Origin of the sequence: Caldivirga sp. (assembly GCF_023256255.1) — an archaeon.
GTDB lineage: Archaea > Thermoproteota > Thermoprotei > Thermoproteales > Thermocladiaceae > Caldivirga.
The window spans coordinates 1-12844 of record NZ_JAGDXD010000039.1 but is presented as its reverse complement, the minus strand read 5'-3'; the positions used below and the strand labels follow the sequence as shown (position 1 = coordinate 12844).

16 protein-coding genes and 1 tRNA gene are annotated in these 12844 nt (G+C 44.9%); 9 read left to right on the top strand and 8 right to left on the bottom strand.

Annotated features, from left to right (window positions below; translation table 11 throughout):
• The gene (locus tag Q0C29_RS06140; protein WP_291999779.1) at positions 1–1740 is read left to right on the top strand and encodes an ATP-binding protein; all 1740 of its coding nucleotides are present in this window, start codon (positions 1–3) and stop codon (positions 1738–1740) included.
• Here the strand turns inward: Q0C29_RS06140 and Q0C29_RS06135 are convergent.
• The 4 genes from Q0C29_RS06135 to tenA form a co-directional block, all read right to left on the bottom strand.
• Positions 1737–2513 (bottom strand): putative CRISPR-associated protein, encoded by a 777-nt coding sequence (locus tag Q0C29_RS06135; RefSeq protein ID WP_291999778.1) that lies wholly within the window; start codon positions 2511–2513, stop codon positions 1737–1739. The two genes, Q0C29_RS06140 and Q0C29_RS06135, sit on opposite strands and share 4 nt — an antisense overlap.
• Positions 2514–2639: 126 nt before the next feature.
• The gene (locus Q0C29_RS06130) at positions 2640–2903 is read right to left on the bottom strand and encodes a hypothetical protein (protein ID WP_291999777.1); all 264 of its coding nucleotides are present in this window, start codon (positions 2901–2903) and stop codon (positions 2640–2642) included.
• A 53-nt stretch (positions 2904–2956) separates the two neighbouring features.
• On the bottom strand, positions 2957–3610 hold the full coding sequence (locus Q0C29_RS06125) for an ATP-binding protein (RefSeq protein ID WP_291999776.1): 654 nt from the start codon (positions 3608–3610) through the stop codon (positions 2957–2959).
• Positions 3611–4013: 403 nt separating this feature from the next.
• Complete coding sequence (tenA, locus tag Q0C29_RS06120; protein ID WP_291999775.1) at positions 4014–4670, bottom strand: thiaminase II; 657 nt, start codon at positions 4668–4670, stop codon at positions 4014–4016.
• Positions 4671–4853: 183 nt separating this feature from the next.
• Between tenA and Q0C29_RS06115 the strand changes: the two genes are divergently transcribed.
• Positions 4854–5654, top strand: a complete 801-nt coding sequence (locus Q0C29_RS06115) for a hypothetical protein (protein ID WP_291999774.1) — start codon at positions 4854–4856, stop codon at positions 5652–5654.
• 139 nt (positions 5655–5793) lie between these two features.
• Positions 5794–6228 carry a regulator gene (locus Q0C29_RS06110; RefSeq protein ID WP_291999773.1) on the top strand — a complete coding sequence of 145 codons (435 nt, stop codon included), beginning with the start codon at positions 5794–5796 and terminating at the stop codon, positions 6226–6228.
• A gap of 35 nt (positions 6229–6263) precedes the next feature.
• Here Q0C29_RS06110 and Q0C29_RS06105 read toward each other — a convergent pair whose 3' ends face one another.
• Both Q0C29_RS06105 and Q0C29_RS06100 read right to left on the bottom strand, forming a co-directional pair.
• Positions 6264–7118, bottom strand: a complete 855-nt coding sequence (locus tag Q0C29_RS06105) for a KaiC domain-containing protein (protein ID WP_367173639.1) — start codon at positions 7116–7118, stop codon at positions 6264–6266.
• 234 nt (positions 7119–7352) lie between these two features.
• A tRNA-Ala gene (locus tag Q0C29_RS06100) sits at positions 7353–7429 on the bottom strand.
• Between the two features lie 302 nt (positions 7430–7731).
• On the opposite strand from Q0C29_RS06100, the gene Q0C29_RS06095 reads away from it, so the two are divergent.
• The 6 genes from Q0C29_RS06095 (at position 7732) to Q0C29_RS06070 (ending at position 11537) form a co-directional block, all read left to right on the top strand.
• On the top strand, positions 7732–8124 hold the full coding sequence (locus tag Q0C29_RS06095) for a DsrE/DsrF/DrsH-like family protein (protein ID WP_291999771.1): 393 nt from the start codon (positions 7732–7734) through the stop codon (positions 8122–8124).
• Positions 8125–8133: 9 nt separating this feature from the next.
• The gene (locus tag Q0C29_RS06090) at positions 8134–8376 is read left to right on the top strand and encodes a sulfurtransferase TusA family protein (protein ID WP_291999770.1); all 243 of its coding nucleotides are present in this window, start codon (positions 8134–8136) and stop codon (positions 8374–8376) included.
• Between the two features lie 5 nt (positions 8377–8381).
• Positions 8382–9575: an FAD-dependent oxidoreductase gene (locus tag Q0C29_RS06085; protein WP_291999769.1), complete on the top strand. Its 1194-nt coding sequence runs from the start codon at positions 8382–8384 to the stop codon at positions 9573–9575.
• A 5-nt stretch (positions 9576–9580) separates the two neighbouring features.
• The gene (locus tag Q0C29_RS06080; RefSeq protein WP_291999768.1) at positions 9581–10228 is read left to right on the top strand and encodes a DUF1641 domain-containing protein; all 648 of its coding nucleotides are present in this window, start codon (positions 9581–9583) and stop codon (positions 10226–10228) included.
• Between the two features lie 43 nt (positions 10229–10271).
• Positions 10272–11126 carry a ribose-phosphate diphosphokinase gene (gene prs / locus Q0C29_RS06075; protein ID WP_291999767.1) on the top strand — a complete coding sequence of 285 codons (855 nt, stop codon included), beginning with the start codon at positions 10272–10274 and terminating at the stop codon, positions 11124–11126.
• Positions 11127–11192: 66 nt separating this feature from the next.
• Positions 11193–11537, top strand: a complete 345-nt coding sequence (locus tag Q0C29_RS06070; protein ID WP_291999766.1) for an amino acid-binding protein — start codon at positions 11193–11195, stop codon at positions 11535–11537.
• Between the two features lie 25 nt (positions 11538–11562).
• Here the strand turns inward: Q0C29_RS06070 and Q0C29_RS06065 are convergent, their stop codons facing one another.
• Entirely contained in the window at positions 11563–12336 is a 774-nt protein-coding gene (locus Q0C29_RS06065) for a hypothetical protein (protein WP_291999765.1), read from the bottom strand.
• A 10-nt stretch (positions 12337–12346) separates the two neighbouring features.
• The gene (locus tag Q0C29_RS06060) at positions 12347–12715 is read right to left on the bottom strand and encodes a heavy metal-binding domain-containing protein (RefSeq protein WP_291999764.1); all 369 of its coding nucleotides are present in this window, start codon (positions 12713–12715) and stop codon (positions 12347–12349) included.
• Positions 12716–12844: the final 129 nt, after the last annotated feature.

Genomic DNA, 12844 nt, shown 5'->3' with positions numbered 1-12844 from the left:
ATGGAGAACATCGACTGTAAGACGTACGTGGGACTCATAACTAGATTAATGGCTAGCGCAGTTTCCCTAGAGGGCTCGGAGGTCTACATGATTACCGAGTGCGATATGGATTTCCCAGTGGGTGAGTACCTTGTCGTTGAGTCAAGTGGTGAAGTTAATTACTTAGCCAGGATAACTGAGTCTAAGGTTGAGGACATTTACTCAATAGCAAGAACACCCATACTCTCCCTCCAGCAGGAGTTGGCAATGGGGGTAAGGTACATTCCCAGGTTCATTAAGCTTGAGTTAGTGGCGGAGTGCATTAAGGATGATTGTAAACCACCCAGTACACCACCCAGGATCCACTCAATGGTTAGGATACCGAGGGAGGGTGAAGTAGCCACCATGCTTTCATTACCCAGTGGTGGCGTAGAATTAGGTAGCTTAGCCTTACCAAATGGCCATGAGGTTAAGGGTAATTACGTTAAGTTACCTCTAGAGGCCTTGAACCACCACGTGCTGGTTGTTGGAACCACAGGCAGTGGTAAAACTACGTTACTGAAGAACATTGCCCTAAGTCTCCTCACTAATTACGGTGACGTAACTGTTATGGCTTTGGACACTGTTGGCCATTATAATCACCTAGTCTTCAATAATGTACCAGTGAAGGTCCTCATACCCATGATGAGGAATTGGGTTAAGAGAAACCTTAGGGGAGGGGATGCTAGAGCCTTAGCTAAGTCAATGGCGCTTAAGATGACTAGGCAGTACCTTAATGATGTCTTTAAGGCCTTTGGATTAAAGCTAGGTAAATTAAGAATTAGGATTAAGGGCCGTGTATTAAAGAGTGGGGGAACAGTGATTATTAATGAGGTTAACGTAACCCTTGAGGATAAGAAGGTTAACGTAACACTCATTCCCTGGGCTTTAAGCACCAGGAGTATACTTTATAGGGTTCATGAGGTTACGGGAATGTTAACTGATCAAGCTAGAATGTTCTACGGTAGAATCATTAGGGAGGTCATGAGGAGGTTAAGGGGTGAATTAACCTTCAATAGGATTTTCCAGTACTTAACAAGCCCAAGTGATGTTCAAATGAGCGGTAGGCTGTTACTTAACTATGAGGTTGTTGCAAGGGATTTAGGAATACACACGAGTACGCTTGAGAACATATTGAGGACCATACTTGCCGTTGATGAATCCGGTATAGTTGATGTAGCCTATAGTAAAGGTGGGGTTGAGTTTAAGGTTCATGAACCAAGCTACGGTAAAATACTTGAACCAGGCTACGTGGTGCTTCACCTAGTTGGCTTACCCCCAGTGGCCCAAAGGATATTCGTTTACAGGGTGTTGGATAAGGTTTACGGCTTCATGGGTCCTGAACACCTTAGGAATAGGGGTAGGTTAGCCGTCATACTGGTTGATGAGGCTCACTTATTCTTCCCCCAGGCCAGGAGTGAGGATGAGAGGTCAATGCTTGAGAGACATTTAACCAGGTTAACTAGGCTGGGTAGAGGTAGGGGTATTTCAGTAGTTTTCGCAACCCATATTCCCGATGACCTTAATGACGCCGTATTGCAGTTAACTAACACGAAAATAGTGCTTAGGAGCGATGAGAGAGTCCTTGAGAGGCTTAATGTGCCTCAATCAGAGAGGAGATTCCTCACCGTTGCTGATGCTGGTGTAGCCTACGTTAAGTCATTCACCTACAAGTACCCACTTTACATTAAGGTAAACCCAATGGCCTACCACGTGGGTTAACATAAGCCCTTAACCTTAAGTAAAGCATTAATCCACTTAGGTACCATGTAACCATTCCTATTAATGTTAATTAACCCAAGCCTAATTAAGTCCTGCATATCACTAGTATTAATGCTGCCCTTAACGGCTGAACAAAGAACATTAATTACACTATTATTCAAGTCCACTGGAAGCCTAGGCAACACTATTAATGGCCCCCTCTCCATTAGGTAAATAGGCCTAGCGCCAATTAACCAAGCAACCATTGATACTAAGACAGCCTCAATCTTAGTGCCACCGGTGAAGGCTACGTAGGCATCATCACCTCCAGAAACCCTACTGGCCAATTTCCTACCGACAACATTAACCAATGATGCCAAGCCCTCATCCAGATCATTACCACCAAACAATGGAACCTGGGTACTACCAATCACGTTAATCCCTTGAGCAACACCGCATTCACTTAGGCAATTGGATAATGCTAAGGCTGATAACCACGTGGTCTTAGTGTCGGTGTAGAAGAACTCAACTTCAATATGATCCTTAATACTACCGCTAAGGGCTATTAATGTACCTAATTCGGCGCAACACCCCTTAGGGTTGCTTTTAATGAACTCCCTTAAACCATTAAGTAAATCAGCGTTAAACCCAGTAACCCCAAGTTTCCTATCGGAATCAAGATCGCCATCTAAGGCGTTTTTAATTATTACCTCATACTTCTTACTAATGAAACCAGTATTAATTACATTCCTCAGTAATGATACACCAACCATTACGGCAACGTAAGCAACCACGAGGTTAATAGTTAAGGCTAATTAATTAAGCTTTAGATCAACTTAATCATGGTTAATAATGATCCCCTAATGCTTCAACATTACCCCATACCCGCCATTATTCTTAGCTTTCCTGTAAAATTCACCCTATGAGGCCAACTTATACATGGGGTCGATTAGGGAGTAGTAGTCATTGATTTTCCTTACCAGCCTCGCGTTTACCAGCTGCTTCAATGCGTGGGTGAAGCTCCAGTCCTTAACCTCCCTACCCAGTAGGCTCTCGGTTATTGCCTTTAGTTCCCTCCACCTAGCCTCATTAACCATACTAATAGCCCCTAAAACCACCCTCTCAAGCTCACCCAGTTCCTTAACCTCCTCCTTAACCAGCGTCTCCGCTACATTAGCCACCATTTCCTTAGCCTTATCGTGGCCATAGCCCAGGGCCCTGAAGTTACCGTAGTAGGTTAACCACCCTTGAATCCCCTAAAGGCCCTCACAGCATCCTCAACCTCCTCTTCCTTAGCTACCACACCGCAGTTCCTGAACCCGGTGAGGAGGAATTCCTTATCCTTATCCTCATTGAAGGATGAAACCTCAACTCTGATTACTGGCCTTCCCTTAAAAGACCTCCCCAATTCATCACCCTTACCCTGCCTTGTTAATGACTTAGCTAAGCCTATCATTGAACCTGTAAATGCGAACCTCACCTGCGAGTTATTGTAGGCGTTGGCCAGGAGCCTAAGGAACCAGGGTGAGATTAGGCTTTGGACCTCATCAATGAGTATTATTGAGTCCCTAAGCCTATCAAGCAATGCCTGAACACCCCTAGTTGGTTTCTTATTTATCTCCACTTTAATGAACTTGAGGTCTACCTGAAGCTTCACCTCAGCCTTATCAACTAAGGAATAACCCAGGTCCCTAACTGACCTAATTCCTGAGGCGTCTACGTAAATTCCATTAAGCTCCCTGGCCACTATCCTCAGTATGGATGTCTTACCAGTCCTCTTAGGGCCTATGAGCAGAGGCCAGAACTTGCCTTCCACCAGCTTCTCAACCTCATTAATCACCTCATCTAGGTCGAAGAATTCCTCCCCTTGAGGACTTGGGGTAAGGGTCAAAGAGCCTGCAAGCCATATTAGTTACTAATATAGCTCTCTTAACATTAGTTCCACATCACTTCCTCAGCCTTGACTCACTAAACCCGAAACGCTTAAATTGATCTTGAAGAGAAGCTATAAATTCACCTCAAGAAGAGGGAATGAGGCCTAGTTGCCTCTGAAGGTAGGGCACTGTGGTTTTAATAGTCTTTTACCCCGTGGAGTAACTCCTCCTTATTTTTGATTTCTTCTAAATTTTTAATAATTTAGAAAAACCTATGCTTTTCCTCCGAGTTTTAATCGGAGGATGCCATTGTGAAGCCTGTGAGTAGGCCTTGAGGAGGGCACCAGTGAAACTAATGAAAGTCGAACTCTTTAGTAGGTAGGGGTTTTGCTCCTTCTTATGGTAAATACGCCTTATTGGTTATGGGTTTATTGGCCACTTCTCCATCCTGTATGCGCTGTCCCAGAACATGTACTCGTATATTGAGGCTAACCTGAATGCCTTAATCATGTCGTTTAACTGACCCTCAGTTACACTCATGGAGTCAACTATCCCCAACACCTCCCTAACGGATGCCCTATACTCCTCCCCACTGTACGTTGAGACCCATAGCCTGTAATTCTCATTACTTATCTCGTACCTTGATAACTCAACCCCAACCTTCTCGTAAATCCAGTAGCATGGTAGTACTGCCGCTATTGCCTCGTAGTATGGTTTAGAGTAAGCCTCCGTTAGGAGGAAGCTTGTGTAGGCCTTATTCGTTGGTGACATTACGTACTCAGCTGGGTTAAGGTTCCAAATCCTCATGTAGTGTTCATGAAGCCTCCTCTCAACCTCAATCGCACCTATTGAGTGCCTCAGGAATACTTGAGCCTCCTCAACCTTCGGTGCCTTAGCCGCTATTACTGATAATGCCTTAATGTACTCCCCAAGGTACATGTGGTCCTGGGCAATGTAGTACTTGAACCTATCCTCACTTAATGAACCATCAACCAGCCCCCTAATGAATGGGTGCTTAATTATTGCATCGTAAACGTCCCCAATACTTAACCAGAGGACCTCACTTAACTTAGTCATAATTAGGAAGTATTAGGTTACCTATAAAAGTGTTATTACCAGGTAACCCCGGCGTTCAAGGGATGCCATTAGTTAGAGTGCTGCTTATCTTAGGCCGCAATTTTTTAAGTACATTATATATAATTAAAATTATACTAAGTATGGAGCAATACTTAAAAATACCTAAATTGAGTTATTTATGTTATGAATCCCTTAATAGCATACGTGTTATTGACTGGTGATCCAATACCTGCAGTAGTGTGGGCTGTAGTATACTTCATAGTCACTATTATTGTTGGGTACGTAATCGCCATTATTGCCGCCATGATACTTAGGAGGCTACTACCTGGCTTAGCTAAGCAAATTGGGTTAAGCATGGATATGGTTAACACGTCGATAGGTGGGGTTGAGGCAACTATAATGCTGATAGCCATTGCAATAGCGTTAACTTACGTTATACCTTACCTTGGGGTTGCCTCAACCTACGTCACAATGATTGCGGACTACCTACCATACCTAGCAGGCCTAATAATACTCCTAACCCTTGGCCTACTGCTTGTTGATGCATTAACCTTCTACATACAGAAGAGGGTTGGGGCTGGTGAGGAGTACATTAACCTCATAGTTAACATTCTTAGGTTCGGCCTATACGCTGTTTTAATAACCATTGCGGTAACATGGGCCATATTCTACTGGATTACTACGATTAGCCCATATTTATTCTATGACATAATAATAGGCTCGGTGGTATTATACACAGGTATAAGTATTGTTAATAAGACTGTCTCAGACATTTCCAAGGCGCATCCTGAAATGAGCGGGATGCTGGATTACGGGAAGCTGGTTCTCTACGCGGTGATAATACTCATGGCTATGGCCATAATTGTCCAACCCTTCACTAATGTTACCCAAGTCTTCTACGCGTTGGCCTGGGGTTTGGCAATAGCCTTCGCAATAGTGGTTGTGCCATTAGCCTACGCAATGGCTAAGAAGGCTTTAGCCTAAGGAGTCCCCTTACTGCATTTAAATTAAAATCATTCATTTATTGATTCATGAAGACTAAGAAACTGCTTCATTAGTTATAATTAAATACCCATTATTCTAAGGCGTATGCTTTAAATAAGGTTAAGCAGATACTTATACTATGTCTGAGTCGATACCTCTTAAACCCCTGGGTAAGGAGGACATTAGGAAACTTGAAAGCGCCCTACTGGCCATGGTGTTATTCTCCCAGGAGACCCTTGAGGCCCTAAAGAACCCCCATGAGAGATTAACATGGGTTGACAGCCTATACACAGCCGCAGCAGCCTTCGCCAGGGAGAAGGCTGGAATGCCCACATCCCAGATAGCTGATGAGGTTGGCGTCACCGAGGCCACCATTAGGAAGCACCTCAGGGGTGAGACTAAGGCGGGTCAATTAGTCCTGAAGGCCTACGAGAGGCTCTCCAAGGAGGGCTTTAAGGTGGATTTACCGCCTGAAATAGCCGCAACGTCAACGCAGGAGTTGAGTAGGTTAAGGGAGAAGGTGGAGAGGGTTAGGAAGCTTCTTAATGAGGCACTGAGTGAATTAAGCTCATGAACCTAATTAATTACTTTAAATAAATACTAAGATAATTAATCCTCCTCTTCCTCCTCAGTCCCGCGGGTTGGCTTAACCTCCCTACTGGCCTTCTCAGCCTCCTCCACAGCCCTCCTCATCTCCTCAACATCCTCCTTACCTAATGGTTGAACCTCAGCTGAGGTGGCTGTTAACTTAAGGTACTTATCCCAATACACCACAATGCCCTCATCAGTTATGTCCATTGGGTGCCTAACCATCGATATCTTAGTGTCCCTCATTTTCCACACTATTAGTGACCTGTAGAGTTTACCATCAACCTCATCTAGGTCAAGCCTAATTATACCATCCACAGCATGCTCAACACCAGGGCCGCCGAAGCCCCTCTCACCAACCGATACTTGGCTAATGAAGAATGCTGTTGTGCCTAGGCCTGCTATAACCCTCTTAAGCAGCATGACCGTTGACCTAGCTATCGAGGGTTTAGTCAAGTATAGGGTGCTCACTGAGTCAATGGTTATCCTCCTAGCCCCCGTATCCTTTATTGCCTGCCTAAGTAGGTCAATTAACTCGTGGACATTATCAATATCCTTAACCACGTACTTCTCCCTCTGGGATGCTGAACCAATACCCGTAGTGAACGCATCAATAATCGCGAACCTACCCTCCCTCTCGAACTTTGAGACATCCCAGTTAAAGTGCCTGAAACTCCTCCTAACAGCCACAGGATGCTCCTCAAGGGTAACGAAAACCGCCCCCTCACCCCTTGTGAGTCCATTGTACAGGAATTGCTTACCTAGAATTGACTTACCTGTACCAGGGCCACCTGAAACAAGAACCACACTCCTATCTGGAATGCCACCGTAGAGTACTTCATCAAGGCCAGGTACATAGGACCTAACCCTAGGTATTGTCACACTCTAAAACACCCTAAAACCTTTATAAACTTAACAATACCATAGCAGGTAATAGTGATGAACAACCCCGTCACCGAGGATGTGAGGGTGTTTTAGGGGAACTGACGATTAAACCTAACCAACACTAGGATGAACAAATTATTGTAGGGGAAGCCAATGCAGGAAGAGGGTAAGGAGGAGTAAAGGGGTACCGGTAAGGAGTCCCCCCACGTTAACTAAATCATTAAGTGGTGGACCGGCCGGGACTTGAACCCGGGATCTCCCGCATGCCAAGCGGGCATCCTTCCAGGCTAGACTACCGGCCCAGTCACCTAAGCTGAATACCCCTCCCTTTTTAAGCCTATTTATCATCCCAACATGGCTACTGCAGTAACTTTCAAATACTTAAGTGGGGTGGTTTAAGCATTGTGATGAATTGAACCACTGGTGAGTTAATGATCTAATCCCTGCAGGTCTGATTATGCATTAATTACGTAAACGATATTTCACATGCCTGTGTTTAATAAACTTTTCCATTATTAATCCCTACCTTTACTTTACAATAGTTACTTTTCTATACTAGGACCCTATTTCACATTTGACCAGTATGGGAAGTGAAAAGATAAGTATGATTGTCTTCTCGGGTACGGACGATAGGCTAATACCGGTTGGTGTAATAACCCAGGCAGCCGCAGCACTGGGTTATGAGGTTAACATATTCGTAACTGGCTGGGCCCTAATGAAGGTTCTCAGGAAGCCTACCCAGCCAACTTGGCCTAAGGAGTTTGAGCAAATGGTGCCTGCCCTACAGCAGGGTATGGCTAGGATTAAGGCGCCGAGTTGGGTTGATATGGTTAAGCAGGGTAAGCAGTTGGGTAATGTTAAGGTTTACGCATGCTCAATGATGGCTGAGGCCATGGGGCTTAAGAAGGAGGACTTCGACCCAAGTATTGTTGATGATGTGGTTGGGGTAACCACGTTCCTTGAGGTGGCTAAGGGTGGGCAAGTACTATTCATATAGGTGACCGGCATGACTCAGGGCAGTAAGGTGACTGTGGACGCGAGGGGTATTGCATGCCCAGGCCCAATAACCGAGCTAATTAAGGCGTATAGGAACGCTAAGAACGGTGACTTAATAGAGGTCTGGGCCACCGACCCCGGCTTTGAATCAGACTTGAAGGCTTGGATTAATAGGACTGGTAATCAGCTTGTGGAGCTTAGGAGGGACCAGGACAAGATAGTGGCCGTTGTTAAGGTTACGGCCAAGAGGTGATTAGTGTGAGTAACGGTAGGAGGAGGGTTATAATTATCGGTGGGGGGACTGGTGGATTAGTATTGGCTAATAGGCTACCTAAGGATGAGTTTGAGGTAACGGTGGTTGATAAGCAACCGTACAATTACTTCCTACCCTGGCTACTCTACATTGCCTTCAAGGGATCTAGGAGAAGCATTAGGAGGGAGATTAGGGACCTCATTAAGCCCTGGGTAAGCTTCATTCAATCAGGAGCCAGGTTAATTAACCTTAATGATAGGTACGTTGAGTTAGATAACGGTAGGAAGCTAAGCTACGATTACCTAGTGGTGGCCACTGGGGCAACTGTGGATTACTCCAAGATACCTGGGTTAAGCCAGTTAACTGAACTCTACGGTGACTACCATAGTAGTGAGGAGAATGCGTGGAGGGTGTGGAGGACCGTGAACAGTATTAATGAGGGTACGTTAGCTTTCATACTCGCCTATGAACGCTACAGGTGCCCTCCAAGCCCACTGGAGGGTGTTCTTTTAGCCGAGGAGCTTCTTAGGAGGAGGGGTGTTAGGGATAAGGTTAGAGTAGTGTACGCAACCTCATACCCAAGGCCATACCCTGCTGAGCCAATGAACGAGATTGTGGAGCCCATTCTTAAGGAGAGGGGTATTGAGACGGTAACCTTCTTCACCCTAGACCACGTTGATGCTGAGAAGGGCATAGCCTACTCAATTGAGGGTGAGGAGCTTAAGTTCAATGCAGCAATAGTAATACCACCCCACGTTGGCGTAAGCATAAAGTATAGCCCAGATAACGTGCTTGACCAGGATGGCTTCGTGCTTGCCGACAATGGTACAAACAGGATTAAGGGGTTTGACGACGCCTTCGTAATAGGGGACGCGTCAGCACTACCGGTAGCTAAGACTGGTGTGACCGCCCACCTGCAGGCCACAGTTGTGGCTAAGATACTCACCGGTGAGGATGCGCGTAATACTGGTAGGACGCACTGCCCCTTCGACATGGGTTATGGGTTAGGAACCTTCGTGATAAGTGATAGTAAGCATGGTGTAGTGAAGTATCCGCCTAACAGGGTTAACCACTTCCTTAAATTAACCTTCGCCGCATCATACTGGAGTATGTTGAAGTACCCTGAATTATGGGATCCATTAATGGAAGCCTACTTTGATGCCACATCCCCTGAAAGGTTAATTGGGGTATTCAGGTGATTAACGTGAATGATTTAAAAGCCCAGGTTGGGGAATTAGCAATGGTTAATGAAACCAGTGAAGATAAGTTAGCAAGCCTACTCAGCATTGAGAACCTGGACTCAATCACTAAGTTAGTTTCAATAGCCAGGAGGCTTAATGAATTAGGTTTACTTGACCTAGTAAACGACCTGCTTAATGATGAGGAGTTCCTTAAGGAACTATTCAACCAATTACTAACCACAGACAACGTTATACTACTGGCTAATGCGGAGAATCTCATTAGGCTACTGGTTAGGTTAAGTGACAGGAGGACTGTTGAGAACACTGTTAAGTTGATGGAGTTAATCAACGCAATGGGTAATAGTGGACTAGTAGATTCCCTGGGCGCATTCCTAGGTAGTGAAGATAACGTTAAGGCTATTAACGACATTATCCTAAACCCAGCGTTACGGAACCTACTTAAGTCACTGAGCGAATCACTGAACCTAATACAGGGCATTAGGCTTAATGAGGCCATTGAATCCGCAGTGGAGGCTGCCAAGTCCAGTGAATCAGCGTCAACAATTGGCTTGATTAGGAAGCTTATGACTGATGCGAATGTTAAGAGGGGTTTACTCTTCATGGTTGGGTTACTTGAGGGAATTGGGAAGCAGCTTAATCAGCAGGGTTAAGGCTTCAGTTAAGCATTAAACATCCTAGTTATTAATCCCTTTTATGCGGAGGATTGTGCTTTATGATGAATCCTCAAGGGACCTGGGGATTAACGTGGCATCCAGGATTAATGCTGAGGCTAAGGAGATTACTCATAAGGTGTTCCCGGATGGTGAGCAATACGTTAGGGTTGAGGCTAATGTAGAGGGCAGTGATGTACTCTACGTAACTAGGCTCTACCCTAATCAAGACCAGGGGTTAATTAGAGTAATGTTGCTATTGGATGCTGTTAAGGGCTTAGGCGCATCCAGGGTGGGCTTATTCATACCCTACATGCCTTACGCCAGGCAGGATAGAAGGTTCCTTGAGGGTGAGCCCGTGAGCATTAACGTTATGCTCAACGTGTTTAAGAACCTTGGGGTTGAGTACCTATACGTTGTTGATATTCATAAGCCACAGAGCCTCGAGGGTTACCAAGGCTTCATTAACCTTAAACCATTCAAACTATACGCAAGGGAGTTTAAGAACCTAAGTAACCCAGTTGTAGTTAGCCCTGACTCAGGCTCCCTATGGAGGGCTGAGGAATTGGCTAGGGAACTTGGGGTTGAGTACGACTACCTGGAGAAGCATAGGGATAGGTATAGTGGTGAGGTTTCATTCACCCTAAGGAGCATTAACGTTAAGGGTAAGGATGTGGTAATCATCGATGACATAATATCAACTGGAGGCACTATAGTTGGCGCTGCAGGAATGCTGAGAAGCATGGGCGCCACCAGCATTAATGTAGTAGCAACCCACTGCATAATGATCGGTGACGCTGAGACTAAATTAACCAAGGCCGTTGATAAAGTGCGCTGCAGCAACAGTATCCTAGGCAAGTACTCTCAATTCGACGTCTCTCAATTAATAAACCAGTAATTAATGAGAACTGAACTTAAGATTAATAAACCATAAGGTTTATTAACAGCATACGTAAGCTATACTATGGGGTCAAGCGGTGAAACACTAGGCACTGTTCTTAGTGAGGTTGGTAATGTTTTTGGGCAGGTGTATAGGAGTATCTTATCCTCACCTAATGGTGTGTTCGTATTCTTTATTGCATTGCCTAATAGGCCTGGTGCCTTGGCTAGGTTAGCTTCGGCGTTGGCTGAATTAGGCCTTAACCTAACTTTAACCTACCTATACGCTATTAATGAGGAATTAGCAATGGCACTACTAATCTATGAGGCTAAGGAAGGCTACTTCCAGAAGGCAGTAGAAGCATTGAGGAGAGGAGGAGCAGTAGTAAGGGAAGCGTATGAAATAAAGGTTACAGGCAGCATGAAGTGAAGCTGAATCAAAATGAACAATTAAATTAAGGAGCATTACTAGTAAAGGTTAATTTCCTCAATGCTCTTAGGCCGTATGAGAAGATTAATGCTGGTATTATTGTAATAGATATGAAGTACACGAGCGATAGCTTAAGTACATCCCCGTAGCTAGTAATGACACCGAACACTATGGCTAAGTCAAGATACTCCAGGAATGAGTCCATGTAAGCGTGGGCAGTAGTAACCGCAATTAACCCCCTTAATCCATGCCCATTAGCCTGCATACTCCTCAGCATCATTGATGCCCCAGGGTGAAATAGGAAGGAGACCAGGGGCTGCAGTAGTAGGCCTACTAGACTAATAACTCCCATGGTAGTAATGGTGATGTTGAGGTTGTTGGGTATTATTAACGTAGCTAATGACCCCATTACGGCCACTGCAATGTCTATTAAAGCGAAACCGTAGCCTACGTATAATGAAGCCTCCATGGCCCTATCCTTAACCGCGAAGTACCTTGCTGTTTCCTGGAAGATGCCTGCCAATGAACCCATGTATATGGATATGAGGTAAATATTAGGCTTAACGACACTAGATATGATACTACTTAAGTCAGTTATACTCCTTAAGTGGCTTAAAAGTAGTACTATGAAGGGCGCTTGCTGTGCTGGGTATTGAAGTATTAAGGCCAGTATCATGTAACCAACCCCAATAAACACCCAGTCCCGCTCACCACGCCACAGTAACCTATTTAGGAGGAGGTAAGTGATGATTGACGCCACCGTTAGGTAAGCCACTAGGACTACTGCTTCCAACTGCATTCAATTCCCCTTAATCAATTGATTGCGCTCTAGAACTCTCCTCAGGTTGTATAATTACTGCTGTCCCATAGGCTATTATCTCATCCATGTATTCACTTATTTCATTTGAATCAAGCCTAAAACTGATTACTGCATTTGCCCCAAGCTCCTTAGCGTGCTGAATCATCCTCTCAATGGCCTGTCTCCTAGCCTGCTCAGCAAGCTCCGTGAACTCCCTAATCTCACCACCGGCTAGTGACCTTAAGCCTGCGAGAAACCTGCCGCCAAGGCCCCTTGACCTCACTGTAACGCCAATAGCCACGCCAAGAACCTTAACAACCCTGTAGCCTGAAACATATGGTGCAGTCGTGATTATTACATCCCCCTCGCGGATAGCCATGATTACTATAATTAATTGCGTTTATAAGAATTACCATGACAAATCCCCCTTAAGGGTCTTCATTTATTTACCTGGTTAGGTTGATAAGTGTTTGTTTTGTTGGGTTTTTGTGGGTGTTGGGGTTTATTC